The organism is uncultured Allobosea sp. (assembly GCF_945957345.1).
In the GTDB taxonomy this organism is placed as follows: domain Bacteria; phylum Pseudomonadota; class Alphaproteobacteria; order Rhizobiales; family Beijerinckiaceae; genus Allobosea.
In genome coordinates, this window is record NZ_CAMFKW010000022.1 from 57,137 (window position 1) to 80,125 (window position 22,989).

Annotated in this window: 29 protein-coding genes; 14 read left to right on the top strand and 15 right to left on the bottom strand. The window is 66.8% G+C overall.

Going from position 1 to position 22,989, the window contains the following annotated elements; translation table 11 throughout:
* Positions 1–91: 91 nt before the first annotated feature.
* Complete coding sequence (gene thpR, locus Q0Q36_RS12775) at positions 92–664, top strand: RNA 2',3'-cyclic phosphodiesterase (protein ID WP_293798547.1); 573 nt, start codon at positions 92–94, stop codon at positions 662–664.
* Positions 661–957 (top strand): 4a-hydroxytetrahydrobiopterin dehydratase, encoded by a 297-nt coding sequence (locus Q0Q36_RS12780; protein WP_293798548.1) that lies wholly within the window; start codon positions 661–663, stop codon positions 955–957. The genes thpR and Q0Q36_RS12780 overlap by 4 nt, the downstream gene beginning before the upstream one ends.
* 6 nt (positions 958–963) lie before the next feature.
* Here Q0Q36_RS12780 and Q0Q36_RS12785 read toward each other — a convergent pair whose 3' ends face one another.
* Positions 964–1,629 (bottom strand): RluA family pseudouridine synthase, encoded by a 666-nt coding sequence (locus Q0Q36_RS12785; RefSeq protein ID WP_293798573.1) that lies wholly within the window; start codon positions 1,627–1,629, stop codon positions 964–966.
* A gap of 157 nt (positions 1,630–1,786) precedes the next feature.
* Between Q0Q36_RS12785 and ftsY the strand changes: the two genes are divergently transcribed.
* From ftsY to Q0Q36_RS12805, 4 genes are all read left to right on the top strand, one after another.
* Complete coding sequence (gene ftsY / locus Q0Q36_RS12790) at positions 1,787–3,055, top strand: signal recognition particle-docking protein FtsY (RefSeq protein ID WP_293798549.1); 1,269 nt, start codon at positions 1,787–1,789, stop codon at positions 3,053–3,055.
* Positions 3,052–3,687 carry a septation protein A gene (locus tag Q0Q36_RS12795; protein ID WP_293798550.1) on the top strand — a complete coding sequence of 212 codons (636 nt, stop codon included), beginning with the start codon at positions 3,052–3,054 and terminating at the stop codon, positions 3,685–3,687. The genes ftsY and Q0Q36_RS12795 overlap by 4 nt, the downstream gene beginning before the upstream one ends.
* 69 nt (positions 3,688–3,756) lie before the next feature.
* A complete protein-coding gene (locus tag Q0Q36_RS12800) occupies positions 3,757–4,170 on the top strand; it encodes an MbcA/ParS/Xre antitoxin family protein (RefSeq protein WP_293798551.1) in 414 nt (137 codons plus the stop codon).
* The gene (locus Q0Q36_RS12805) at positions 4,167–4,880 is read left to right on the top strand and encodes an RES family NAD+ phosphorylase (RefSeq protein ID WP_293798552.1); all 714 of its coding nucleotides are present in this window, start codon (positions 4,167–4,169) and stop codon (positions 4,878–4,880) included. The genes Q0Q36_RS12800 and Q0Q36_RS12805 overlap by 4 nt, the downstream gene beginning before the upstream one ends.
* 3 nt (positions 4,881–4,883) lie before the next feature.
* Here the strand turns inward: Q0Q36_RS12805 and Q0Q36_RS12810 are convergent, their stop codons facing one another.
* On the bottom strand, positions 4,884–5,669 hold the full coding sequence (locus tag Q0Q36_RS12810) for an SDR family NAD(P)-dependent oxidoreductase (RefSeq protein WP_293798553.1): 786 nt from the start codon (positions 5,667–5,669) through the stop codon (positions 4,884–4,886).
* 218 nt (positions 5,670–5,887) lie between these two features.
* Between Q0Q36_RS12810 and Q0Q36_RS12815 the strand changes: the two genes are divergently transcribed.
* Entirely contained in the window at positions 5,888–6,223 is a 336-nt protein-coding gene (locus Q0Q36_RS12815; RefSeq protein WP_293798574.1) for a YkvA family protein, read from the top strand.
* A 7-nt stretch (positions 6,224–6,230) separates the two neighbouring features.
* Here the strand turns inward: Q0Q36_RS12815 and Q0Q36_RS12820 are convergent, their stop codons facing one another.
* Entirely contained in the window at positions 6,231–7,205 is a 975-nt protein-coding gene (locus tag Q0Q36_RS12820; protein WP_293798554.1) for an NADPH:quinone oxidoreductase family protein, read from the bottom strand.
* A 184-nt stretch (positions 7,206–7,389) separates the two neighbouring features.
* Between Q0Q36_RS12820 and Q0Q36_RS12825 the strand changes: the two genes are divergently transcribed.
* From Q0Q36_RS12825 to Q0Q36_RS12840, 4 genes are all read left to right on the top strand, one after another.
* Positions 7,390–7,995 (top strand): hypothetical protein, encoded by a 606-nt coding sequence (locus Q0Q36_RS12825; RefSeq protein WP_293798555.1) that lies wholly within the window; start codon positions 7,390–7,392, stop codon positions 7,993–7,995.
* Positions 7,996–8,008: 13 nt separating this feature from the next.
* Positions 8,009–8,431: a GFA family protein gene (locus Q0Q36_RS12830; RefSeq protein ID WP_293798556.1), complete on the top strand. Its 423-nt coding sequence runs from the start codon at positions 8,009–8,011 to the stop codon at positions 8,429–8,431.
* A gap of 102 nt (positions 8,432–8,533) precedes the next feature.
* Positions 8,534–9,760 (top strand): 23S rRNA (adenine(2503)-C(2))-methyltransferase RlmN, encoded by a 1,227-nt coding sequence (gene rlmN, locus Q0Q36_RS12835; RefSeq protein WP_293798557.1) that lies wholly within the window; start codon positions 8,534–8,536, stop codon positions 9,758–9,760.
* Between the two features lie 3 nt (positions 9,761–9,763).
* Entirely contained in the window at positions 9,764–10,255 is a 492-nt protein-coding gene (locus Q0Q36_RS12840; RefSeq protein WP_293798558.1) for a hypothetical protein, read from the top strand.
* A gap of 3 nt (positions 10,256–10,258) precedes the next feature.
* On the opposite strand, the gene Q0Q36_RS12845 is transcribed toward Q0Q36_RS12840, so the two are convergent.
* Complete coding sequence (locus tag Q0Q36_RS12845; protein WP_293798559.1) at positions 10,259–10,951, bottom strand: phosphatase PAP2 family protein; 693 nt, start codon at positions 10,949–10,951, stop codon at positions 10,259–10,261.
* Between the two features lie 65 nt (positions 10,952–11,016).
* Positions 11,017–12,753, bottom strand: a complete 1,737-nt coding sequence (gene ggt, locus Q0Q36_RS12850) for a gamma-glutamyltransferase (RefSeq protein WP_293798560.1) — start codon at positions 12,751–12,753, stop codon at positions 11,017–11,019.
* 175 nt (positions 12,754–12,928) lie between these two features.
* Here ggt and Q0Q36_RS12855 point away from each other — a divergent pair, with 175 nt between their 5' ends.
* The 3 genes from Q0Q36_RS12855 (at position 12,929) to Q0Q36_RS12865 (ending at position 15,081) form a co-directional block, all read left to right on the top strand.
* The gene (locus Q0Q36_RS12855; protein WP_293798575.1) at positions 12,929–13,480 is read left to right on the top strand and encodes a LemA family protein; all 552 of its coding nucleotides are present in this window, start codon (positions 12,929–12,931) and stop codon (positions 13,478–13,480) included.
* 198 nt (positions 13,481–13,678) lie between these two features.
* Positions 13,679–14,476: a TPM domain-containing protein gene (locus tag Q0Q36_RS12860; protein ID WP_293798576.1), complete on the top strand. Its 798-nt coding sequence runs from the start codon at positions 13,679–13,681 to the stop codon at positions 14,474–14,476.
* Positions 14,476–15,081: a TPM domain-containing protein gene (locus Q0Q36_RS12865; RefSeq protein ID WP_293798561.1), complete on the top strand. Its 606-nt coding sequence runs from the start codon at positions 14,476–14,478 to the stop codon at positions 15,079–15,081. Before Q0Q36_RS12860 ends, Q0Q36_RS12865 begins: the two co-directional genes overlap by 1 nt.
* Before the next feature lie 18 nt (positions 15,082–15,099).
* Here the strand turns inward: Q0Q36_RS12865 and Q0Q36_RS12870 are convergent, their stop codons facing one another.
* The 10 genes from Q0Q36_RS12870 to Q0Q36_RS12915 all read right to left on the bottom strand — a co-directional run bounded on the left by Q0Q36_RS12870 (position 15,100) and on the right by Q0Q36_RS12915 (position 22,708).
* Positions 15,100–15,867 (bottom strand): thioredoxin family protein, encoded by a 768-nt coding sequence (locus tag Q0Q36_RS12870; RefSeq protein ID WP_293798562.1) that lies wholly within the window; start codon positions 15,865–15,867, stop codon positions 15,100–15,102.
* Between the two features lie 68 nt (positions 15,868–15,935).
* Positions 15,936–16,916, bottom strand: a complete 981-nt coding sequence (locus Q0Q36_RS12875) for a lipid A biosynthesis lauroyl acyltransferase (protein WP_293798563.1) — start codon at positions 16,914–16,916, stop codon at positions 15,936–15,938.
* Positions 16,917–17,026: 110 nt separating this feature from the next.
* Positions 17,027–18,049 (bottom strand): zinc-binding dehydrogenase, encoded by a 1,023-nt coding sequence (locus tag Q0Q36_RS12880; protein ID WP_293798564.1) that lies wholly within the window; start codon positions 18,047–18,049, stop codon positions 17,027–17,029.
* A gap of 15 nt (positions 18,050–18,064) precedes the next feature.
* A complete protein-coding gene (locus tag Q0Q36_RS12885) occupies positions 18,065–18,349 on the bottom strand; it encodes a type II toxin-antitoxin system RelE/ParE family toxin (RefSeq protein ID WP_293798565.1) in 285 nt (94 codons plus the stop codon).
* Positions 18,346–18,597, bottom strand: coding sequence for a CopG family ribbon-helix-helix protein (locus Q0Q36_RS12890; protein WP_047572887.1), 252 nt, complete (start codon positions 18,595–18,597; stop codon positions 18,346–18,348). The genes Q0Q36_RS12885 and Q0Q36_RS12890 overlap by 4 nt, the downstream gene beginning before the upstream one ends.
* A gap of 56 nt (positions 18,598–18,653) precedes the next feature.
* Positions 18,654–19,400 carry an SDR family oxidoreductase gene (locus Q0Q36_RS12895; RefSeq protein ID WP_293798566.1) on the bottom strand — a complete coding sequence of 249 codons (747 nt, stop codon included), beginning with the start codon at positions 19,398–19,400 and terminating at the stop codon, positions 18,654–18,656.
* Positions 19,397–20,677 carry a beta-ketoacyl-ACP synthase gene (locus tag Q0Q36_RS12900; protein ID WP_293798567.1) on the bottom strand — a complete coding sequence of 427 codons (1,281 nt, stop codon included), beginning with the start codon at positions 20,675–20,677 and terminating at the stop codon, positions 19,397–19,399. Before Q0Q36_RS12900 ends, Q0Q36_RS12895 begins: the two co-directional genes overlap by 4 nt.
* Positions 20,678–20,688: 11 nt before the next feature.
* Positions 20,689–21,822 (bottom strand): beta-ketoacyl-ACP synthase, encoded by a 1,134-nt coding sequence (locus Q0Q36_RS12905; RefSeq protein ID WP_293798568.1) that lies wholly within the window; start codon positions 21,820–21,822, stop codon positions 20,689–20,691.
* On the bottom strand, positions 21,819–22,283 hold the full coding sequence (locus Q0Q36_RS12910; protein WP_293798569.1) for a 3-hydroxyacyl-ACP dehydratase FabZ family protein: 465 nt from the start codon (positions 22,281–22,283) through the stop codon (positions 21,819–21,821). Before Q0Q36_RS12910 ends, Q0Q36_RS12905 begins: the two co-directional genes overlap by 4 nt.
* Before the next feature lie 143 nt (positions 22,284–22,426).
* Positions 22,427–22,708 (bottom strand): acyl carrier protein, encoded by a 282-nt coding sequence (locus tag Q0Q36_RS12915; protein ID WP_047580420.1) that lies wholly within the window; start codon positions 22,706–22,708, stop codon positions 22,427–22,429.
* Positions 22,709–22,989: the final 281 nt, after the last annotated feature.

The following is a 22,989-nucleotide window of genomic DNA, read 5'->3' on the forward strand; positions in this document are numbered from 1 at the left end:
GTCGGTTGCGACAGTGCAAAAACGGTTCCCTTGAGCCGGCTGTGCGCTTACCGTCTCGCCAGAGTCACATTCACTTGGCAGGGATTCGCTCATGCCGAGGCTGTTCATCGCTCTGGAAATTCCCGCCGAGGTCGCGACCGGGCTGACATTGCATCGCGGCGGATTGTCGGGTGCGCGCTGGATCGAGCCCGCCGACTACCACATCACCCTGCGCTTCCTGGGCGATGTCGACCGCCGCATGGCGAACGACATCGACTACATGCTCTCCGATCTCACCGCCTATCCGTTCGAGGTCACGCTCGATGCGCTCGGCAGTTTCGGCGGCGACAAGCCTCGCGCCGTGTTCGCGCGGGCGCAGTCCAGCAAGGCTCTGACCGATCTGCAGGGCGATCTCGAACGGCAGATGCGCCGGCTCGGCCTGCCGGCTGAGGCGCGCAAATTCGTGCCTCACGTCACGTTGGCGCGGCTGCGCGATACGACCCCCGTCGAACTCGCACACTTCCTCAGCCTGCATCCGATCGTCCGGCCGTTTACCTTCACAGCGCGCCGGGTCGCGCTGATGTCCTCGCGCGATTCGATCGGCGGCGGGCCCTATGTCCTGGAGGCGGCCTATCCGCTTGGGCCCTCCTATCCGAATCGCCTGTCGCGGGAGATACGCCGATGACGCGACCGAAGCGGCTCTCGCCGGAAGCGCATGCCGAAGCGCTGGCGACCCTGACCGGCTGGAAGCTGGTACAGGGCCGCGAGGCCATCGCCAAGCGCTTCGTCTTCCGCGATTTCAGCGAGGCCTTCGGCTGGATGACACGCGTCGCGCTTTTGGCCGAGGCGATGAACCATCACCCGGAATGGTCGAATGTCTATCGCACCGTCGATATCACGCTGGCGACCCATGATGCGGGCGGGTTGACCGAGCTCGACGTCAAGCTGGCCAAGGCGATCGACGCGCTCGCGAGCTGAAGCGGCTCAGCCCTCAGCTTTCCAGCCGCAGGCCTTGAGCGCTGCCAGCATATGCGGAGGCGGTGGCGCTTCGACCTTGATCGGATCACGCTTCTTGTAGAGGGGAATCGTGATCGCCCTTGCATGGAGTTGGAGGCCGGGGCCGCCTTCCCGCGGGGCGTCGCCATAGATCTCGTCGCCGAGCATCGGCCAGCCCGAAGCCTGGCAATGAACACGCAATTGGTGGGTTCGCCCGGTCAGGGGCTCCAGCGACATCCAGGCGAGCGGGCCATGCTCGCTCTTGCCGCGGCCGAGCACGCGATAGCGGGTCTGGGACGGCAGGCCGGCTGGATCGACCTTCATCCACCAGCCGCGCTCGGGCGAGCGCCTGGCCAACGGAAGGTCGATCAGGCCCTCGTCCTGCGCAGGATTACCCTGCACGATCGCCCAGTAGGTCTTGTCGATGCGTCCGTCGCGAAACATCTGGTTGAGCTCGGCCATGGCACGGGGATGGCGGCCGAGCACGAGGCAGCCGGAGGTGTCCTTGTCGAGCCGGTGCGCGGCTTCCGGCTTGCGCGGCAGGCCGAAGCGCAGCGCATCGAGATAATCGGTCAGGACCGGGATGATCCGGCGCTTGGCCTGCGGACCGCGATGCGAGGGCAGGCCGGCGGGCTTGTCGATGACGAGCATCATGGCGTCGCGATAGAGCAGCGGCACCGGCAATTCGGCATCGTCCTGCCTTTGCGGCTGCGAATTTTCTGGTCGGTCCGGCGCTGCCATGGCATTGCGCTAGCGAAGCCGGCCCGGCGGCGCAACCAAAGATAGCCGCCGAACCGAAGACAGGATGGCGATGAGCGAGACCGAACCGAAGAAACGCAGCTTCTTTTCGAGGCTGTTCGGACGCGACGAGGAACCGGCCAAGCCGGCACCCGCCCCGGAGGCGGCGACCGAACAGGCCGTCGAGCCGATTGAGGAATCGAAGCCGGACGTCGAAGAGGTTGCTCCTGCGGCGGTCGCCGAGGCGGAAGCGCCCGCTATCGAAGCGCCGGTTTCCGAGTTTGCCCCGCTAAGCGTTCCGGTTGAGGAGGTTGCGCCTCCGGCCGAGCCGGAGCCGGAACCCGAAGTTGCTGTCGTTCAGCAACCCGAGCCGGTCGTTGCTCCCGAGCCTGTTCCGGTTCCCGCACCGCAGCCGAAGCGGAGCTGGTGGCGGCGGCTGACCGAGGGGTTGTCGCGGACCTCCTCGGCGCTGACCACGGGGATCACCGACCTCTTCACCAAGCGCAAGCTCGATGCCGGCACGCTGGAAGACCTCGAAGACATCCTGATCCAGGCCGATCTGGGCCTCGCGACCTCTGCCAAGATCGCCAAGGCGGTCGGCGACGGCCGCTATGACAAGCAGATCGATCCGGCCGAGGTGAAGGCGATCCTGGCGCGCGAGGTCGAGACGATCCTCGTGCCTGTGGCCCAGCCGCTGGCGATCGACGCCACGAAAAAGCCGTTCGTGCTGCTGATGGTCGGGGTCAATGGCTCCGGCAAGACCACGACGATCGGCAAGCTCGCGGCGAAGTTCCGCGCCGAGGGCAAATCCGTGATGCTCGCGGCCGGCGATACCTTCCGCGCTGCGGCGATCGAGCAATTGCGGGTCTGGGGCGAGCGCACCGGGGCCGAGGTCGTCTATGGCCAGCAGGGTGCCGATGCGGCGGGCCTCGCCTTCGAGGCGCTGCAGAAGGCCAAGGCGAGCAATACCGATGTGCTGCTGATCGACACCGCCGGCCGGTTGCAGAACAAGCAGGGGCTGATGGACGAGCTCGCCAAGGTCGTGCGCGTCATTCGCAAGCAGGACCCGAGCGCGCCGCATGCGGCTCTGCTCGTGCTCGACGCCACCGTCGGTCAGAACGCGATTTCGCAGGTCGAGGCCTTCCGCGAGACGGCGGGCGTGACCGGGCTCGTCATGACCAAGCTCGACGGCACGGCGCGCGGCGGCATTCTCGTCGCGCTGGCGGCGCAGTTCGGTCTGCCCGTGCATTTCATTGGCGTCGGCGAGAGCGTCGATGACCTGGAGCCGTTCTCGGCGCGCGATTTCGCGCGGGCGGTGGCGGGATTGGGAGAGGCGGCGTGAGCGAGACGGTGCAGCAACCGGCCGAGGCGGCGACCAAGGGCAAGGCGGTCAACCCGCTGCTCAAGCTTGCGCTGGAATTCGGGCCGCTCGCGATCTTCTTTTTCGCGAATTCCTATGGCGACCGGCTGTTCCATGTCGCCGAGGACCGACGGATTTTCGTCGCCACTGGCATCTTCATCGCGGCATCGTTGATCGCGCTGGCTCTGTCGCGGGCTTTGCTCGGCTATCTCCCGCGCATGGCGATCGTGAACGCGATCGTCGTCACCGTCTTCGGCGGGCTGACGCTCGCGCTGGACGATGCCTTCTTCATCAAGGTCAAGCCGACCATCGTGAACGCGCTGTTCGGCTGCGTGCTGCTAGGCGGGCTGTTCTTCGGGAGATCGCTGCTCTCGCTGGTGCTGGAGACGGTGCTGCAGCTGGACGAAGAGGGTTGGCGCAAGCTCACCTTCCGCTGGGGCCTGTTCTTCTTCGTGCTGGCGGCCATCAATGAGGTGGTCTGGCGCACGCAGACCCAGGATTTCTGGGTCGCCTTCAAGGTCTGGGGCGTGATGCCGCTGACCATGGCCTTCGCGCTGGCACAGACGCCCTTGATCCTGAAGCACGAGATCAAGCCGGCGAAGACCGAGGAATAGGCTGAAAATCGCAGCCGCTTGCCATTTGGCAAGATTCTCTCCATTTTATGCCAAATGGAGAGAAATGCCATGACGGCCCTGCTGCGCATCGAGACGGCCCAGCGCGATTTCGTCCCCGACCCGATCACGGATGACGAGGCCGCCGCGATGTTCCGCGCCGCCGTCAACCTGTTCCGGCTCTGGCGGATCACCGACGAGGAAGCGGCGGTGCTGATCGACCTGCCGGTCAGGAGCTATCGCCGCTGGAAAGCCGGCGAGATCGGCCGTATCTCGCGCGACGGCAAGGCGCGGCTTTCGAACCTGATGGGTATCCACAAGGCGTTGCGCCTGGTCTTCGCCGAGGCGCAGCGCGGCTATGACTGGATCAAGCGGCCGAACAGCGATTTCGGCGGTAAATCGGCGCTGGACGTGATGCTCTGCGGCGAACTGACCGATCTGATGCGGGTGCGCCGCCTGCTTGATGCCGAGCGGGGCGCCTGGTGATCGATCCGGCAAGCCTGCCGGTCGCGGAGGTTGAGTGGCGCGGGGCGGTCCGGATCATCCGCAGTATCTTTCCGCCGATCGACCTGTTCGAGGATATCGCCGACCCCGCCGACTGGCCGCTGCTGATCGCGGCCGAGCAGAAGACCAATCCCCGCCTGATGGAGACGATCGGCAATCTCGATCTTGTGCCGGCGGGGCGCCGCGTCTCCGGGCCGGGCGCAAGCTGGCTGATGGCGCCCTTCACCCATGTCAGCCCGGATCGGCCGAGCCGCTTCAGCGACGGCAGTTTTGGCGTGCTCTATGTCGGGGACCGCTTTGAGGTGGCGCTGCTGGAGACGATCCACCACCACGCCCGTTTCATGCTGGCGACGGCCCAGCCGCCGGGCTGGACCTCGCAATTTCGCGAAATCGTGCTGGAGATTAGCGCAGACCTTCATGATATCCGGCCGCTTGGGCCCGAAGCTGCTCCGGTACTTGATCCCGTGGACTATGCCGCGAGTCAGGCGCTCGGCATCGGCCTGCGGGCGCTGGGTTCGGCCGGCATCGCCTATCCCAGCGTGCGCTGCCCCGGCGGCGAATGCGCCGGGCTGTTCTATCCCGATGGCGCGAGCCATCCCGTGCAGGGACGGCATCTCGACTATCACTGGAACGGCGAGCGCGTGGACCTCTACCGGGACCGCAGCGCCGGCGAGGTCTATCGCATCGTCTGAAGCCTATTTCGGCGCGAGGCGGATGGCGCCGTCCAGACGGATCGCCGTGCCGTTCAGCATGTCGTTCTCGATGATGCTGCGGGCGAGCGCGGCATATTCGGCGGGACGGCCGAGGCGCGACGGATGCGGCACCGAGACGGCGAGCGAGGCCTTGGCGTCGTCAGGCAGACCCGCGAACATCGGGGTCTCGAACAGGCCAGGCATGATCGTGACGATCCGAATGCCGACACCGGCGAGGTCGCGCGCGATCGGCAGGGTCATGCCGACGACGCCGGCCTTCGAGGCGGCGTAGGCCGCTTGGCCGATCTGGCCGTCCTCGGCCGCGACCGAAGCCGTGCAGATGATGACGCCGCGGCTGCCATCCTCCGTGACCGGATCGAGCCCGGCGAGCGCGACAGCCGATTTGGCAATGACGCGGAAGGTGCCGTTCAGGTTGATCGCGACCGCCTTCTCGAAAGTGGCGAGGTCATGGGCGACGAGCTCGCCGGTGTCGCGCTTCTTCGAGACGACGCGGCGGCCGGGCGCGATGCCGGCGCAGTTGACGATGATGCGGGCGATGCCATGGGCGGCGCGGGCCTTGACCAGGGCCTCGTCGACCGAGGCCTCGCTGGTGACGTCGCAGAGGGCGAAGACGCCGCCGATCTCCCTGGCGATCGCCTCGCCGCGCTCGGCATTGAGGTCGAGCAGCGCGACCTTGACGCCCTGGCCTGCCAGCATGCGCGCGGTCGCCTCGCCGAGGCCGGAGGCGCCGCCGGTGACGATGGCAGCGAGGGAGGAATCGAGTTTCATGGCGCGTTTCCCGTCAATCTTGTTCTGACAGCCGGTTTAGAGGGCGTTTCGTGCCGTTCCAAGCGGGTTTTCGGAACCGCCTCTTGTGCAGGATTGCGCCGGGGCCATCTTTCGACATGGCGCGCCAATGACGGCTGCGCGATCATCGGCATCACCGGATGCCAAGGAGTGAGACAGGGATGAGCGAGGGGTTCAGCGCAAGCTTCAGCCGCGAGGAGATGGAGGCGATCCGCAAGAGCCTGCGCGACGAGGCGAAGTTCGGTGCCGATTTCATGGCCCGGCTCAAGCGCGTCGCGAAGCGGATTCCGTTTGCGGAGGATCTGCTGGCGGCGTGGTTCTGCGCCCGCGATCCGGCGACACCGCGGCGCGTGCGGCTGACGCTGCTCGCCGCGCTCGGCTATTTCGTGCTGCCGGTGGATGCCATCCCCGACATCATGCCGCTGATCGGCTTCACCGACGATGCCGCGGTGATCGCGGCTGCCATCGCGGCCGTCGCCGGCTCGATCACGATCGAGCATCGCGAGCGGGCGAAGAAGGCGATGGCGGAGTTCTGAAACTCCGTCAGAGCGTCAGCACGATCTTGCCCTTGGCCTTGCGGTCGGCGATCAGCGCATAGGCCTCGGTCCAGCGTTCGAGCGGGATCGTGGCATGGACATGGGCGCGGATATGGCCACCCGCCGCCCAGTCCAGCAGGCGCTCCATGTTGCGGCGATGGCCGGCCGGGTCGCGCTTCACGAAATCGCCCCAGAACACGCCGCGCAGGTCGCAGCCCTTGAGTAGGAGCAGGTTGAGCGGAATCTTCGGGATATCGCCGCCGGCGAATCCAACAACGAGATAGCGCCCTTCCCAGGCCATCGAACGCAGGGCCGGCTCGGCCAGTTCGCCGCCGACGGTGTCGTAGAGCACGTCGACGCCGCGGCCTTCGGTCAGCTTCTTCAGTTCGGCGCGGATATCGTCGCGGGCATAGTCGATCTCCTCTTGCGCGCCATGCTCGCGGGCGAGCGACAGCTTGTCGGCCGAGGAGGCGCAGGCGATGACATGGGCGCCGAGCAGAGCGCCGATCTCGACGGCGGCAAGTCCTGCCCCGCCGGAGGCTCCAAGAATGGCCAGCCGTTCGCCGGCTTTCAATCCCGCGCGCTGGATCAGCCCGTGCATGGCGGTGCCATAGGTCACGAAGAGGCCGGCCGCCTGCGCATCGTCAAGTCGGTCGGGGATACGGATGATCTGATCGACGGAAACGGTGACCTTCTCGCGGGCGGCGCCATAACCCAGCCAGGCTGCGACGCGCTCGCCGATCTGCCAGCCGGTCACGCCCTCGCCGATGGCGGCGATGGTGCCGGCGCATTCGGCCGAGGGCGAGAAAGGGAAGGCCGGCTTGGTCTGGTAGCGGCCCTGGATGATCAGCGTGTCGAAGAAATTGAGGGCGGCGGCTTTCACCGCAACGGCAACCTCGCCGGGGCCGGGTTCCGGATCGGGCAGATCGCGAATCGCCAGTTCCTTGGCAGGGCCGTGATGGTCGCAGAGCAGGGCCTTCATTATCGATCCGCCTTCGTCGTCAGCGATTCCGATTCTGGCATGCCCGGAGAGGGCACGGAACCGCCCTGCCATCATTCGCATTTTCGCCAGGATCGTGACACTCTATGCCGCCATCCCGCGTGAGCGCGCCTGATCAACAGGTGGTAAACGCGGTGTTAAGATTTTTAGTGACTGATGGCGGTCCATGATCAGCTCGTTCCTCCCCACCCGCGACGCCGCTCTTTCCCGCTTCGCCGTTGCGCTCGGCCTCGTTGCCGGCGTTTTCGGCGTGACCATGCTGCCGGCCGAGGCGGCTCCCGCCAAGCCGAAGCCCGCCGCGGCAACTGCCGCCGCTGCAAGCCCCGGACAGGGCCAGGCCATGCTGCTGGAGAGCGCCGGCAAATGGCAGGCCTTCTCCTCGCAGCAGGGCCGCTCCAAGGTCTGCTACGCGCTGTCCAAGGCCGAGACCCGCATCCCGGCCAATCTCAAGGATGTCGAAGGCCTGCTCTTCGTCTCCAGCCGGCCGGGCGAGGGCGTGCGCAACGAGATCAGCTTCGTGATGAATTTCGACCTCAAGGAAGGGGTCGAGCATCAGGCGATCATCGGCAACGAGCGCTTCGCGCTGGTCGCCAAGGGCCAGAACATGTGGCTCAAGAACCCGGCCGAGGAGCCGCGCATGCTCGACGCGCTGCGCCGCGGCTCCGGGCTCGAGGTCAAGGGCACCTCCAAGCGCGGCAACCCGACCAGCGACAAGTACTCGCTCGCCGGCATCAGCCAGATCGTGAAGCGGGCCGAGGACGCCTGCAAGTAAGGCGTCTCGGGCGATGGCTTCGGACGCGCCCGCATCGGAACGGCGGCTGAAAGGCCGCTGCTATTGCGGGCAGTCGCGTTTCGAGGTCGCGGATGCCTTCCGCTACGCTGCCAATTGCCATTGCTCGCAGTGCCGCCGTACGACGGGATCGGCCTTCAAGCCCTTCGCCGGGATCGAGCGCGCGAAGCTCGCGGTCACCGCGGGCGCGGATGCCCTGCTGATCGTCGGCGAGCCCGATACGCACGATGCGCATTGTGGACGCTGCGGCTCGCTGTTGTTCTCGGTGGTTCGCGACGGGGCTTATGTCCATGTCGCGATGGGGACGCTGGAGGACGCGCCGGGCATCCGCCCGACCCATCACATCTTCGTCGGCTCGAAAGCGCCTTGGTACGAGATCACCGATGATCTCCCGCAATTCGAGGGGCATGCGTCCTAGTCGGATATCGCCTTCGAATCGCGCAATTTCCGATTTTCGGCGATTTGTGCTAGGGAGCGGCGAAATCCCGCGCCTTCCCCGATGGGCGACGACAGAGCTCCGATGACCGCATCCGTTCCCGCTACCGCCGCTCCGGCGGCCGAACCCGTTTTGCGACGCCCCTCGCTGGTCGGGCGCACCCGCGCCGGTTTGACCGAGGCGCTGGCCGAGATCGGCGTGCCCGAGAAGGAGCGGCGCATGCGCGTCGGCCAGCTCTGGAACTGGATCTACCATTACGGCGTGCGCGACTTCGACGCGATGACGACGATCGGCAAGGGGCTGCGCGGGCAGCTCGCCGAACATTTCTCGCTTGACCTGCCGGCGGTGACGGCCGAGCAGGTCTCGACCGACGGCACCCGCAAATGGCTGATGCGCATGCCCTCGACCGGCCCGCATGATCGCGGCGCCGAGATCGAATGCGTCTATATCCCCGAGGTCGACCGCGGCACGCTCTGCGTCTCCAGCCAGGTCGGCTGCACGCTGACCTGCACCTTCTGCCATACCGGCACGCAGCGCCTGGTGCGCAACCTCAAGACCGAGGAGATCGTCGCCCAGGTCATGGTGGCGCGCGACCGGCTCGGCGATTTCCCGAATCGCCAGCCGCCGGAAGGCGCCTTCGTGCCGAATGACGGCGGGCGCTTCGTCTCGAACATCGTCTTCATGGGCATGGGCGAGCCGCTCTACAATTTCGACGGCGTGCGCGACGCGATCGGCGTTATCACCGACGACCAGGGCCTGTCGCTCGGACGCCGGCGCATCACCGTCTCGACCTCGGGTGTGGTGCCGCAGATAGGCCCGCTCGGCGAGGAGATGGGCACGATGCTTGCGATCTCGCTGCATGCGGTGCGCGACGAGCTGCGCAACGAGCTGGTGCCGCTCAACAAGAAATACCCGATCAAGGATCTGCTCGACGCCTGCCGGAACTATCCGGGCCTGTCGAACGCAAAGCGGATCACGTTTGAATACGTCATGCTCAAGGGCGTGAACGATTCCGATGCCGAGGCGCGCGAGCTCGTGCGTCTGCTCAAGGGTATCCCGGCCAAGATCAACCTGATTCCGTTCAATCCCTGGCCCGGCACGAAATACGAGTGCTCGGACTGGGATCGGATCGAGCGCTTCTCCGAGATCGTCTTCCGCGCCGGCTATGCCTCGCCGGTGCGCACGCCGCGCGGGCGCGACATCCTCGCCGCCTGCGGCCAGCTCAAGAGCGAGACGGAGAAGCTCTCCGCCCGTGCCCGGCTGATGCTGGAAGAGGCGCAGGCCGATGCTCCCGCCGTGGCGGCGGAATAAGCCTTGCTGCGCTGGCTGCTGCTGATCCCGTTCGCCTGCCTCGTCGCAATGGGTGCGGGGCTGTTCTTCCTGGCCCTGGCGAGTGTTGCTTCGCCAGCGGTCGCGATGCTGATCGGCGGTGGTATCGAGCGGTTGATCGACATCCTGTTCGGGCTCGCCGAGAGCGGCGTCGATCTCGGGCCGGCCGCGCAAGCGGCTTTTGCCCTGATCGGCAAGCTCGGCATGGCCATCATCGTCGCGCCGGTCGTGTTGGTCGCGGTCGCTTCGGATCTGTTCCGTCTGCGCAGCGGTTTGCTTCAGAGCGGTTTCACCGGCCTGTTGGCCGCGCTGCTGCCGCTCGCCATGCTTCGGCTGTCGCGGGCACCGAGCACGGCCGAGATCCAGATCATCTCCGGTCTCTTCCTGGTCGGTGCGGCGACGGGCTTCGTCTACTGGTTGATCGCCGGGCGCGGAGCCGGCGGCGAGAGACCCGCCGCCGATCCTGCGTCGCGCTGATCGTCAGAGGCCGAGCACCTTGCGCAGCTCGGCCTTGGCCGCGGTGAACTCGGCCTGGAAGTCCGGCTGCTCCATGATGCGCGCGGCGATGACCGAGCCGGCGATGCGGCCGGCCTCGATGTCCGAGCGGTAATGGATGCCGCCGATGATGCGGTTTTCACCGTAGAACCAGGCGCGGTCCATGATCGCCACGCGCTTTTCCGGCACCATGTTCGACAGGATGATGCCCATCAGCGTGCCGACCGTGGTGTGGCCGGAGGGGTAGGCGCCGGAATTCGAGATCTTCACCACCGGCTTGACCAGCGGGCTGAGGTGGTGCGGGCGCGGGCGCTTCCACGAATCCTTGGCGGGATCGACGACGGCGCCTTCGGTGGCGACGACGCGATCGAAAAAGGCCGAGAACACCGGCAGGGCTTCGGTCTTGAAGGCCGGGCCCATGACATCGGCGAAACGCCAGACATCCTCGACCGCGTCGGCCTTGGCTGAGGCTTCCATCTCGGGCGAGCGGGTGACCTGGAGGGTCAGGACCTCGCCGAGCTCAGCCTTGGTCTGGGCCGATTCATTCGCCGGGGGCGGCTTGAGGATGGCAAGGAGGTCGACCGTCTTGGCGGTGGCGAAGGGCTTTGCGTCTTCGGCCCGCGCCGTAATGGGTGCGAAAGCGAGCAGGGTTAGAAAAGCAAGAGCGATAGTGCGCATGGCGGTACATCCTGTTGGGCGCGCGGAGCCACGCGCCCCCAAGATGACAGCGTCATGACAGGGTATCAGTCCCCGATCGCCACGCCCTCTCGCCGGCCGTCGGCACCCCCCAGAAAGCCTTCCGGCGTCTTGACGATGGCCTGCGTGCCCGAGGTCATCTCCAGCAAACGGACCTCGTGGCCCTTGGCTTCGAGAGCGGCCTTCCAGGCTTCGGCCTCCGTGCCTTTCTCCAGCTCCGTCGGGCCGTTGCGGCTGCCGAAATTGCCGAAATCGACGGCCTGTTGCGGGTCCATCTTCCAGTCGAGCAGGGCGACCAGTGTCTTGCCGACATAGCCGATAATCTGGCTGCCGCCGGGCGAGCCGACGACGGCATAGAGCCGGCCGAAGGCATCGAAGACGAGCGTCGGCGCCATCGAGGAGCGCGGGCGCTTGCCGGGCTCGACGCGGTTGGCGACGGGTTTCCCGTCCTCTTCAGGTGCGAAGTTGAAATCGGTCAGTTCGTTGTTGAGCAGGAAGCCGCTCCTGGTCATCAGGCGCGAGCCGAATCCGTCCTCGATCGTCGTGGTCATAGCGACGGCATTGCCATCCGCATCGACGACGGAGATATGGCTGGTGCCGTTCTCGATGCCGTCCGAGGGGGCGAGCAATTGCGCGCGCTTGTTCGGGGGATCGCCGGGCTTGGCGCGGCCCATCGAGCGTTCGGGGCTAATAAGCCCGGCGCGCGAGCGGATATAATCGCGGTCGATCAAGCCACGCACGGGCACACTGATGAAGGCGGGATCGGCGAGATAAAGCGCGCGATCGGCGAAGGCGAGCCGGCCGGCCTCGCTGAACCAGTGCGCGGCCTCGGCGCCCGGCCCCATGCGGCGCAGGTCCTGGCCTTCGAGCATGCCGAGCATCTGCTGGAGCGCGACGGCGCCCGAACTCGGCGGCCCCATGCCGCAGAGGCGCCAGATGCGATAAGCGCCACAGACCGCCTCGCGCGCCTCGACCTTGTAGGCGGCGAGATCGGCAAGCGTGATGTCCCCGGGATTGGTCGGATGGCCGGTGACGGTCGCCACGATGTCCTCGGCGACTGGCCCCTTGTAGAAGGCTTCCGAACCTTGCGCTGTCACGGCGCGCAGCGTCGCGGCGAAGGCCGGGTTCTTCAGGATGGTGCCGACCGCCTTGGGCTTGCCGTCCGCTTCGTAGAAATAGGCGGCGGCGAGCGCGTTCTTCGGCAGATCCTTTTCACCGGCGAGCAGGCCGTTCAGGCGCGGCGAGATCGCGAACCCCTCCTCCGCCAGTTTCAGCGCGGGCGCCACGACATCCGCCCAGGGCAGCTTGCCCCAGCGGCGATGCGCCTCTTCCAGCAGTTTCAGCGTGCCGGGCAAGCCGACCGAGCGGCCGCCGACCACGGCCTCCTTGAACGGCATCGGCTTGCCGTCCTTCATGAAGCGATCGGGCTTGGCGGCGGCGGGCGCGGTCTCGCGGCCGTCCAGCGTCGTCACCTTGCGGCCGGCCTCGTCCCAATGGACGAAGAAGGCGCCGCCGCCGATGCCGGAACTCTGCGGCTCGACGAGATTGAGGACGAGCTGGATCGCGATTGCGGCGTCCGTGGCGCTGCCGCCGGCCCGCAAAATGTCGCGGCCTGCCGTCGCGGCCAGCGGATTGGCCGCGGCGGCCATGAAGCGCTGGGCCGTTCCCAGCGTCTTGACGGTCCGCCCGGTCGCGGCCTCGGGAGCGGGCGCCTGTGGTTGGGCGATGGCGATCTGGGTGGCGAGCAGGGCTGGAGGCAGGGAGAACAGGAGGGACAGGCGCATGGCGAAGCTCCGGTGAGGACATGCAGGATAGGCCATTCGCCGCGGTCTGACAGCTTGGATGGTCGGGCGCTGGCGGGTAAGGTCCGAATCGATTGTCCTGACGTTGCCAAAAGGGGTTTTCGGCATGTCGTTTTTGACCCTTCTGCGCCGACCGCTTGCCTGGTTGGTCCTCGGCATGCTCGGCGTGGTGCTTGCGGGCTGCGGCTACAACAACGTGCCGACGCTGGAAGAAAAAGCGAAAGCCGCCTGGTCCGAGGTGCAGAACCAGTATCAGCGCCGCGCCGATCTGATCCCGAATCTCGTCGAGACGGTGAAGGGCTATGCGGCGCAGGAGCGCGAGGTGCTGACCGCCGTGGTCGAGGCCCGCGCCAAGGCGAGCCAGGTCAAGGTCGACGCCTCGACCATCAACGACCCCGCGAAGTTCAAGGAATACCAGGACGCGCAGAACCAGCTCACCGGCGCGCTGGGGCGGCTGCTCGTCACCGTCGAGCGCTACCCGGAGCTGAAGTCCAACCAGAACTTCCTCGCTCTGCAGTCGCAGCTCGAAGGTACCGAGAACCGCGTCGCGGTGGCGCGACGCGACTACATCCAGGCCGTGCAGGCCTTCAACACCGAAATCCGCACCTTCCCGGGCGTGATCTGGGCGAAGCTGTTCTGGGGTGCCAAGCCGATGGAGACCTTTGCAGCGACCGCTGGGGCCGAGCGGCCGCCGGCGGTGAAGTTCTGAGGCGATTTGCGAGTAAGCAGTGTGACGTCCTTGCCGAAAGAGACGCGGGGAACTCCTCTCCCGAGTGGGAGAGGAGCAGGGGTGAGGGCAGGGCGGGAAACGCCGTGGCCGAACACTTGGCGCCGCCGGCGGCATGACGCCTCATTGGTCCAGTGGCCTACACCTCACCCCTACCCCTCTCCTTACAGGAGAGGGGTTCTGCGTCGCGTTTCCGCGCTCCTGCTTTTCCTCCTCTGCGCGCTCCCGGTACTAGCCGCCGAGCCGACCTATCCCGCGCTCACCGGCCGGGTGGTCGACGGCGCCAATCTGCTTGCGCCGGATGTCCGGCAGCGGATCGCAGACAAGCTCAAGGCGCATGAGGACAAGACCTCCGACCAGGTCGTCGTCGCGAGCGTGCCTTCGCTGCAGGATGTGACGATCGAGGATTTCGCCAACGGGCTCTTCCGACACTGGAAGCTGGGGGAGAAGGCGAAGAATAACGGCGCGCTGCTGATCGTCGCGCCGAAGGAGCGCAAGGTCCGCATCGAGGTTGGTTACGGCCTGGAAGGCGCGCTGACCGATGCGCTTTCCAAGGTCATCATCACCACGGCGATCGCGCCCAAGTTCAAGACCGGCGATTTCGCCGGAGGGATCGAGGCCGGTGTCGACGCCATCCTGACCATCCTCGCGGGGGATGCAGAGGAATGGCAGCGCAAGGCCGAGGTGCGCTCCGACGAGAGCACCCTGGGCGAGGATATCGCGGTGATCATCGCGATGATCTTCATCTTCCTGTTCATCGTCGCCTTCCTGCGAGGCCTGAGCCAGCAGGGCGGCGTTCGCCGGCATCGCCTGCGCAATGGCCAATGGGTGACGCTGCCGCAGAGCTCCGGCTGGAGCACTGGTTCGGGTTCCAGTTCCGGCTGGAGCGGCGGCGGAGGCGGCTGGAGCTCGGGCGGCGGTGGATTTTCTGGCGGCGGCGGCTCATCCGGCGGCGGCGGGGCTTCGGGAGACTGGTGATGGACGCAGCCGACAGGGACGCGATCGCGGAGGCCGTGCGCCGGGCCGAGCTGCAGACCGCTGGCGAGATCGTCGTGGTGATCGACCGTGCGGCGTCGAGCTATCGCAATATCCCGGTAATGCTGGCATTGACGCTCGCGCTGTTCGCGCCCTGGCCACTTCTGTCGCTGACGACGATCAGCGCGCAGCGCATCTTCCTGATCCAGCTTCTCTTCGCCGCCGGTCTGTTGGCGGCCTTGCTCTGGTATGGCCGTGGCGGGCGCTTCGTGCCCGGTTTCGTCAAGCGCCGGCGCGCGCATGACGTGGCCTTGCGCGAATTCACGGCGCGCGGGCTGACCCGAACGAAAGGGCGCACCGGCGTGCTGCTCTATATCGCGCTGCAGGAGCGCTACGCGGAGATCCTCGCCGATACCGGGATCGACGGGCTGGTCGAGAAGGATACCTGGCGCGGCATCATCGAGCCGCTACTCGCCGCTGCGCGGGAGGATCGCCTGACCGAAGGCCTGATCGCCGCGGTCGGTTCGGTAGGCACGGTGCTGGGGCGGCATGTGCCACCCGTGCCCGGCGATGTCGACGAGCTCTCGAACAAGGTGATCCTGCTGTAGGCCGCAGCGCGGGGAAGCTCAGTGCTTCGGCAGCCCTCTGGCAGCGCCGAGAATCGCGCCGGGCATCATCAGGCCGTGTTTGCCGAGCCACTCGGCCTGGACCACGACGACATAGCCGTCAGCCTCCGGCGCCTGCGTGGCCGAAAGCGGCGCGTTGATGCTCGTCTCCTTGCCGGTCCAGTCGCCGACGCGGACCATGCCGCGCACGACATTAGCATAAGACAGCGTGCGCCCCTGGTTCTCGCCACGCGTGACCGGCACGGCAGCCTGACGTGTGGTCGGCAGCACCCAGATGCCGGCCGTAGTTTCGCTTTCGCCGTTTGCCGGAGCGACGTTGATCTGCAGGGAGCCGTTCTCTTCCTTCAAGGCGATCCGGGCGGTGAATCCGGTCGCCGCAACCTGGTTCACCGCTTTCTCGATTTCGGCCCGTTCGGAACCGATCGCATGGGAGGCGCCGTTAATGACGACCTGCGGTGTGTAGACCTGCCCGTCGCCTCGGGCCTTGGCGTAGGACTTCTGGCGCTTGGCGAAGGAATCCTTGCCGAGCGTGTCCTTCCAGCCGAGATAGTCCCAATAGGTCACGGGCAGCGTCAGCGCGATCAGCGAAGGGTCCTTGGCGAGCTCGACCACAAGCGCGTCGGCCGGCGGACAGGATGAGCAGCCTTGGCTGGTGAAGAGCTCGATCACCGCCTTGGGCGGCTTCGCCGGGGTCTGCGCTTGCGCTGCCGCTGTGCCGAGGGCAAGGACTGCAACGGTCGCTGCGAGGAGGCGCGGGCGCGGGGACATGATCAGGACTCTGCGGACGACTTCTTTTCCGGAGGTTACCAAAGCCCGCAATGCCCTTGCGAGGGAAATCACGTTGCCTTGAAAACCGGCACGGTCGCGCGGGCGTGATCGAATTCGGCCTGCGCCGCGGCCGAGATCATCTTGGGCCGCCAGCGGCGATGCATCCAGAGCCATTGCTCGGGATATTCACGCACCCAGCCTTCGACGACGGCCGTCATCATCGCCATCGCGCCCTGGACGTCGATCTCGCCATTCGCGTCGCGCGGCAGGTCGAGCGGCGGGGTCAGCTCCAGCCGGAAGCGGTGGTTCGGCAGGCGGATGACGCGCACGCCATGGACCGGGCATTCGAAGCGCTTGGCGAATTTGCCCATGATCGGGTTGGTCAGGGCCGGGCGGCCGAAGAAGGGCACGACCACGCCCCGGGTGAAATGCTGATCGATCAGCATGCCCAGGTGGCCGCCATTCTCCAAAACGCCCTGCATGGCGAAGGCCGCACCCTGCTTGGCAGCGGCAAGCCCGCCCATCGCGCCGGAACGGATCTCGTGGACAACGGCTGCGATCGCCGGATCGTTGGGAGCGCGAAAGACCGCCGTGGTTTCGAGGTCATAGGCCTGCGCGCAGATCGCCGGCAGTTCCCAGTTGGCGAGATGGGTCGAGAAGATCAGGCCGGGCTTCTCGTCATCCTTGAGCGCGATGAAATGCTCGATGCCCTTGACCTCGACGCGCGAGGGCTTGTCGGGGTTGTGATAATCGTAGTCGAAGAGCGCCTTGAGATTGGCGTACTCGCCGGCGACGCGACCGAGATTCTCCCAGGCGCCGCGCGCGATGAGCTTTACCTCTGCCTCGTCCTTCTCGGGGAAGGCGGCACGGATATTGGCGAGCGCGACGCGGTTGACCGGAATCAGCGGGCTCACGGTGCGCAGGAGCCCGCCGCCGAGATCGCTGGCGCGCTCGGGGCCGAGCAGGCGCAGGAACGCGAACAGGGTGCGGATCACACCGATCATCACCGCGGCGCCGGCGCGCGCGGCGATAGCCTTCAATCGTCTCAAGGTCGGTCCTGCCTCAATCGCCCGTGCCGAGAGCAAGACAGGGCCTTAAAAAGGCGATCTGGGGCAGGAAGCCGCTTGCGTCAAGCCCGGGTGGGGCAGGCCGCCCCTGCTCAGAAGGCGATGACGACCTTGCCGAAGACCTTGCGGCCCTCGATCCGGGCGAGGCCCTTCTCGAATTCGGCGAGCGGGAAGACCGAGTCGATCACGGGCTTCATCCCGCCGGCCATCTTCTCCAGCGACTGCGCGATATTCTCGATGCGGCAGCCGAAGGAGCCGGTGATGCGGTATTGCTGCTGGAAGAGCTGCATCAGGTTGATCGTCGCCGAGGGGCCGGAGGTGGCGCCGCAGGTGACGAGCCGGCCGCCACGCTTCAGGCAGAGCAGCGAGCCGTTCCAGGTGTCGGCGCCGACATGCTCGAAGACGACATCGACGCCCTTGCGGCCGGTCAGTTTGCGGACGACGCCCTCGAAGCGGTCCTCGCGATAGTTGATGACGTGATCGGCACCGAGCGCCTTGGCGTTGGCGCCCTTCTCGTCGTCGCCGACGGTCGTATAGACCGTGCAGCCGATTGCCTTGGCCATCAGGATCGCAGCCGTGCCGATGCCGGAGCCGCCGGCATGGACGAGCACGGATTCGCCGGGTTCCAGCTTCGCGTTGTCGAAGAGCATGTGCTGGACCGTGCCGAAGCCGATCGGCGCGCAGGCTGCATCCTCGAAGGAGACGCCCTTCGGCGCCTTGATGGTGAGGCGGGCCGGGCGGTTGAGCAATTCGCGGGCGAAGCCGTCGATATGGAAGCCCATGATGCCGGCGACGTTCTCGCAGAGATTGTCACGCCCCTCGCGGCAGGCCTTGCACTGGCCGCAGGTGTCGGCGCCATAGGCGGTCACGGTGTCGCCCGGCGCGAAGCCGGTCACGCCCTCGCCGACGCAGACGATCTCGCCGGCCGCCTCGACGCCGGCCGCCTGCGGCATCTTGCGCTTGGCGAAGGCCATGCCGCGGAAACCCCAGAGGTCGAGATAATTTAAGCCCACCGCCTTGATGCGGATTTGCACCTCGCCCGGAGCGGGCAGCGGCGGCGGCTCGATCTCCTCGAGACGGAGGTCACGATCGCCATGAAGCTGAAGGGAACGCATGAGGGGATCGGTCTTTCAGAGCGTGTCCGGCCATCGCCGGGAGGTATGGAAAACAGCGAGAATTTCGACGCGGCCCTCGCGGACGCGATAGGGCAGGATGTAGTTCGTGCCGGAGACCACGAGTTCGCGCGTTTCCTCGACGCGACCCGGCCTGCCTATGGCGGGATAATCGCCCAGCACCTTGGCGGAAAGCCGGAGCTTTCGGGCCAGGGCAAGCGCCGCAGCCGGATTGAAATCAGCGACATGATGGCCAATCTCGCGTAAATCGTCTTTCGCGCGAGGCGTCCAAATCAGCTTCATCGAGCGGCATCAATCCGCGCTTGCAGCTCCGCTTCGATGGCATCCAGCTCCTCTTCGGTCGCAAACTCACCACGATCGGCCTGGGCGATGCCTTCCTTGATCTTGGCGATCTGCCAAGCGTTGAGTTCGACATAGTCCTGGATAGCCTTCGCCGCGATCCAGTTGCGCGAGCGGTCGGTGTCGGCGGCCAGCGCGTCGAGCTTGGCCAGCATCTCGTCGTCGAGGCGGATGGTGAAGGCTGCCGTCATGTCGGTTCACTCCGGTTCGAGGCGAACCATAGCATGAACGGCGGCCCTGGTCGAACTCAGCGGTGGACGCCGAGCTGGGCCGTCAGGCCGCCGTCGATCGGCAGCACGGTGCCGCTGATATAGGCGGCGGGCTCACTCATCAGGAAGGCGGCGAGGCCTGCAACCTCTTCCGGCCTGGCGAAGCGGCCGGCCGGGATCTGCCCCTGCATCTTGTCGCGATAGGCGGCGTAGGGTGCCATCATGTCGGTATCGACGAAGCCCGGCGCGATCACGTTGACGGTGACGCCGCGCTTGCCGGTCTCGATGGCCAGCGTCTTGGCATAGGAGATCAGCGCGCCCTTGGAGGCCGCATAGGCGGCGTTGCCAGGGTTGCCGCGGAGTGCCGCGACCGAGCCGATCGCGACGATACGGCCAGCGCGGGCGCGGATCATGGTGCGCATCAGGCTCTTGGCGAGGCGGGTGAAGGCCCAGAAATTGACCTGCATCGCCGCTTCCGCCTTGTCCTGCACCATCATCGCGGCGAGCGAATCATAGGGCTGACCGGCATTGTGGACGAGGCCGAAATAGGTTTCGCCCTCGCGCGCCTCGCAGAAGGCGTCGAGAGCCTCCTTGTCGGAGAGATCGAGCGGGAGCGCGGTGATGGCGCGGCCGGGATGGCTTGCCGCGATCTCCTCCGCCAGCGCCCTCGCCTGGTCGGCGGAGGAGCGATAGGTGAAATCGACATCATGGCCGGCGGCGGCGAGCGCGCGCACGATCGCGGCGCCAACACCCTTGGCGCCGCCGGTGACGAGGATCTTGGTCATGCGGCCTCCGGAGGCGCCGTCAGCACGAGGCAGGTGTTCTGACCGCCGAAACCGAAGGAGTTGGAGATGATCGTCTTCACCTTGGCCTTGCGGGCTTCGTTCGGCACCACGTCGAGCGCGATCGCGGGATCGGGATTCACGTAGTTGATCGTCGGCGGGATCGTGCCGTTGGCGATGGTCAGGAAGGAGATCACCGCCTCGACCGCGCCGGCCGCGGTCAGCGTATGGCCGATCATCGACTTGTTCGAGGAGATCGGCAGGCTCGGCATCCGCTCGCCGAAGACGGCGGCGCAGCTCATCGCCTCCATCTTGTCGTTCTCGGGCGTCGAGGTGCCGTGGGCGTTGATGTAGTCGACATCGTCGGGCGTCAGCCCGGCATCGGCGAGCGCATCCTGCATGGCGAGAATGGCGGGCTTGCCGTCCGGGCTCGAGCGGGTGCGGTGGAAGCCGTCGCCGCGCTCGCCGCAGCCGGCGACGATACCGAGGATCGTGGCGCCACGCGCCAACGCGTGGTCGTAATCCTCCAGCACCAGGGCACCGGCGCCCTCGCCCATGACGAAACCGTCGCGGTTCTTCGAGAAGGGTTTCGCGGCGCTTTCCGGCGAGTCGTTCTGGGTCGAGAGAGCCGAGAGCAGCGAGAAGCGGATCAGCGCCTCTGCATGGATCGAGCCGTCGGTGCCGATGCACAGGGCTGCCTGCGTATCGCCCCTTCTGATCGCCTCGACGCCCATCTGGATCGCGGTCGCGCCGGAGGAGCAGGCGGTCGAGAGAGAGATCGGCGAACCCTTGGTGCCGAAACGGTCGGCGATATGGTCGGCGACGCCGCCGAAGACGAAGAGCTCGTGCATCTTCGAGTACTTGTGGGTCGCGGCGGCGCGCAGCAGGCTGTCATAGTCGACCGCGCCGTCGATCGACTGGGCAAGCTCCTGCTTCTGCGGCCATTCCATCTCGACGGGGGGCACCGCCATGAAGAGCTCGCCCGGGAAATCGCCGGCCGTGCCGATGCCGCTCTGGCCGACGGCCTCTTCGGCTGCGAGCGTCGCGAGCTTCTCGGAGAGCTGCGGGGCGGTGAACGAGCCGTCGAACAGGAAATCGACGGTGCCGCCGATGCTGGTCTTCAGCCCTTCGGTCGGGAAGCGATCGATGCGGTGGATGCCGGATTTCCCGGCCGTCAGGGCCTGCCAGTTGGTCTCTTTGCCCTGGCCGAGCGAGGTGACGACGCCCAGCCCGGTGACGGCGACGAGCGGACGACCCTTGGCGTCGCGATGCGTGGTCATGGCTTCAACCCTCACGCTTGAACGAGATGCGCGGCGCCTTCGCCACGCCAGTGGCCGGCGCCGGTGACGATCGCTTCCCTGGCCTGCCCGGCCGACAGCGCGATTGCGGCGAGCGCGACGGAAACCGGGAAGGCGGCCTCGACACCATGGCCGACGAGATCGCCGGTCGCGGTGCGCTTGGCGGTGGGCGCGGTGGCAGCGATGGCCGCGGCTTCCTCAGCCGTGACACCGGAGCAACCGGTCGCGGCAGAGATGGCGAGGGCATCGCCAGCGATCGGGCCGAAGCCGCCGAGCAGCGTCGTCAGTGCCGACTGGACCGTGCCGGCCTCGCGGCGGCTGCGGGCGGCGCCGGCGTGCTTAAGCTTCGCATGGGCCTTGGCGCCGCGGGCGGCGGCGCGCTCGGCCGATTCCAGCACGAGGAAGGCGCCGGCGCTGCCGGTGATCAGGCCGGGCGCGCTTTCGCGCTCGAAGACCGGCCTGAAATCGTCGCGATGCAGATAGCCGCCGAGCTCGAAGAGCAGCAGCATGTCGCGCCGCTCGGCATTGTAAGCGCCGCCGACCAGCATCAGGTCGGACTGGCCCGAGGCGATGCGGGCGTGCGCCGTGCGGATCGCGTCGACGCCGGCCTGTTCCTCGCCCATGAAGGTGCGGGACGGGCCGGTGACGCCGTGGACGATGGCGATATTGCCGGCGAGGAGGTTGGAAAGCTGGGCGAGGAAGAGCGTCGGCCGGAGATCGCCCATCAGGCGCTCGTTGAGGAAGGCGCCGGGCTCGTTGGCGCCGCGCAGGCCTTCGAGGATGGCGGCATCGACGGCATGGTCGCGCTCGCCGCCGCCAGCGGCGACGATGACCTGCAAAGCGCTCTTCGCCTCGGCATCCTCCTTCAGCCCGGCGGAATCGAGGGCGAGGCCGGCCGCATAGACGCCGAGCCGCTGCCAGGGTTCCATCTGGCGCTGGTCGGATTTCTTCGGGATCTGCTTGTCCAGCTCCAGCGCCGCGAGCGGGTGGAGCGGATAGGGCTTGAAGCTTTCGGTGTCGACGACCGGCGGGCCGCCCGCAGCAAGCGCGGCGGCATGGGTCTCGAGGCCTTCGCCGAGGCTCGACGCGATACCGATGCCGGTGATGACCACGTCGCGGCGGTTCATGGGGCAGGCTCCGGCTTCAGGCCGATGGCTTCGATGCGGCCTTGCATCAGCGCGCGCATATCGGCGGGGAAAGGCATCAGGCGGAAGCGCAGTTCGGCATCGCAGATCGGCTTGCCTCCGCTCGACAGCTTCACCTTGGTCGCGGCGTAGCCGGAGCCCTCGATCACCACTTCGGCGCTGGCTTCCAGCTCGGTGCGAGGCTCGACGAAGGTGCGGAAGCGTGCCTTGTCGACCGTCATCAGGAACGGCATCTGCGAGAGCCCGTTGAGGCCTAGCAGGAGATAGCCCGAGGCCTGCGCCATGGTCTCGGTCAAGAGCACGCCGGGCACCAGCGGATGTCCGGGGAAGTGACCCTCGAAGACCGGGCTCTCGGCGGGGACGGTAGAGCGCGTCACGATGCGCTTCTGCGACGGATCGAAGGTCACGACCCTGTCGATCATGTCGAAATATTCGAGACGCATGCGATCCTTGACTCTGTGGGCGCCAGAACGGCGCAAGGCCGCGGCACGGATCGGACGATCCGCACAACGGCCCCTATGCTGTATCGGGAGCCGCGCGCCGGCTCAAGTCCAGCGGCAGCGGCGGGCGATCACGCCTCGCTGATTCAGGCCTTCTTGGCGGCGACGAGATCGTCGATGCGCTTGCAGAGGTTCTCGAGCACGAAATACTGCTCGGCCGGGGCCTTGCCTTCGTTGACTTCCTGCGTCCACTGCTCGAGCGGCAGCTTGATGCCGAAGGCCTTGTCGATCGCGAAGGCGATGTCGAGGAAGGCCAGGGAATCGATGCCGAGATCTTCGATCGCGTGGCTCTGCGGCGTGATCTTCTCCCGCGGAATGTCGCAGGTTTCGGAAATGATGCCGGCGACCGTCTCGAACGTAGCGGACATGCTGCGGGTGCTCCCGTCTGTTGTCGGTGATGGCGGACGACATCCGAGCGCGGGATCGCGTCCCTGCGCCTGCCCCTAGTCGCCACCGAAAGATGACTGAACCGCCCCCTTACACTGCGGCGGGCGCGAGGACAACCACGCGGAATACTTAATGCATCATGGCCGGCTTGCGCCGGCCATGACCCGTCTTGCTTGCTGCGCCGAAGCTTACGCGGCGAGGCCGCGGAGCACGTAATGCAGGATGCCGGCATTCTTGAAGTAGTCGATCTCGTCCAGCGTAT

Bases quoted from the DNA above. Each gene is read 5' to 3' on its own strand.
- Q0Q36_RS12905 (WP_293798568.1), bottom strand. From the start codon at position 21,822: ATGAACCGCCGCGACGTGGTCATCACCGGCATCGGTATCGCGTCGAGC.
- rlmN (WP_293798557.1), top strand. From the start codon at position 8,534: ATGACCGCATCCGTTCCCGCTACCGCCGCTCCGGCGGCCGAACCCGTT.
- Q0Q36_RS12785 (WP_293798573.1), bottom strand. From the start codon at position 1,629: ATGATGCTCGTCATCGACAAGCCCGCCGGCCTGCCCTCGCATCGCGGT.
- ggt (WP_293798560.1), bottom strand. From the start codon at position 12,753: ATGCGCCTGTCCCTCCTGTTCTCCCTGCCTCCAGCCCTGCTCGCCACC.
- Q0Q36_RS12830 (WP_293798556.1), top strand. From the start codon at position 8,009: ATGGCTTCGGACGCGCCCGCATCGGAACGGCGGCTGAAAGGCCGCTGC.
- Q0Q36_RS12915 (WP_047580420.1), bottom strand. From the start codon at position 22,708: ATGTCCGCTACGTTCGAGACGGTCGCCGGCATCATTTCCGAAACCTGC.
- Q0Q36_RS12820 (WP_293798554.1), bottom strand. From the start codon at position 7,205: ATGAAGGCCCTGCTCTGCGACCATCACGGCCCTGCCAAGGAACTGGCG.
- Q0Q36_RS12870 (WP_293798562.1), bottom strand. From the start codon at position 15,867: ATGTCCCCGCGCCCGCGCCTCCTCGCAGCGACCGTTGCAGTCCTTGCC.
- Q0Q36_RS12910 (WP_293798569.1), bottom strand. From the start codon at position 22,283: ATGCGTCTCGAATATTTCGACATGATCGACAGGGTCGTGACCTTCGAT.
- Q0Q36_RS12810 (WP_293798553.1), bottom strand. From the start codon at position 5,669: ATGAAACTCGATTCCTCCCTCGCTGCCATCGTCACCGGCGGCGCCTCC.
- Q0Q36_RS12890 (WP_047572887.1), bottom strand. From the start codon at position 18,597: ATGACGGCAGCCTTCACCATCCGCCTCGACGACGAGATGCTGGCCAAG.
- Q0Q36_RS12900 (WP_293798567.1), bottom strand. From the start codon at position 20,677: ATGACCACGCATCGCGACGCCAAGGGTCGTCCGCTCGTCGCCGTCACC.
- Q0Q36_RS12865 (WP_293798561.1), top strand. From the start codon at position 14,476: ATGGACGCAGCCGACAGGGACGCGATCGCGGAGGCCGTGCGCCGGGCC.
- thpR (WP_293798547.1), top strand. From the start codon at position 92: ATGCCGAGGCTGTTCATCGCTCTGGAAATTCCCGCCGAGGTCGCGACC.
- Q0Q36_RS12880 (WP_293798564.1), bottom strand. From the start codon at position 18,049: ATGCGTTCCCTTCAGCTTCATGGCGATCGTGACCTCCGTCTCGAGGAG.
- Q0Q36_RS12885 (WP_293798565.1), bottom strand. From the start codon at position 18,349: ATGAAGCTGATTTGGACGCCTCGCGCGAAAGACGATTTACGCGAGATT.
- Q0Q36_RS12855 (WP_293798575.1), top strand. From the start codon at position 12,929: ATGCTCGGCGTGGTGCTTGCGGGCTGCGGCTACAACAACGTGCCGACG.
- ftsY (WP_293798549.1), top strand. From the start codon at position 1,787: ATGAGCGAGACCGAACCGAAGAAACGCAGCTTCTTTTCGAGGCTGTTC.
- Q0Q36_RS12825 (WP_293798555.1), top strand. From the start codon at position 7,390: ATGATCAGCTCGTTCCTCCCCACCCGCGACGCCGCTCTTTCCCGCTTC.
- Q0Q36_RS12780 (WP_293798548.1), top strand. From the start codon at position 661: ATGACGCGACCGAAGCGGCTCTCGCCGGAAGCGCATGCCGAAGCGCTG.
- Q0Q36_RS12800 (WP_293798551.1), top strand. From the start codon at position 3,757: ATGACGGCCCTGCTGCGCATCGAGACGGCCCAGCGCGATTTCGTCCCC.
- Q0Q36_RS12815 (WP_293798574.1), top strand. From the start codon at position 5,888: ATGGAGGCGATCCGCAAGAGCCTGCGCGACGAGGCGAAGTTCGGTGCC.
- Q0Q36_RS12895 (WP_293798566.1), bottom strand. From the start codon at position 19,400: ATGACCAAGATCCTCGTCACCGGCGGCGCCAAGGGTGTTGGCGCCGCG.
- Q0Q36_RS12845 (WP_293798559.1), bottom strand. From the start codon at position 10,951: ATGCGCACTATCGCTCTTGCTTTTCTAACCCTGCTCGCTTTCGCACCC.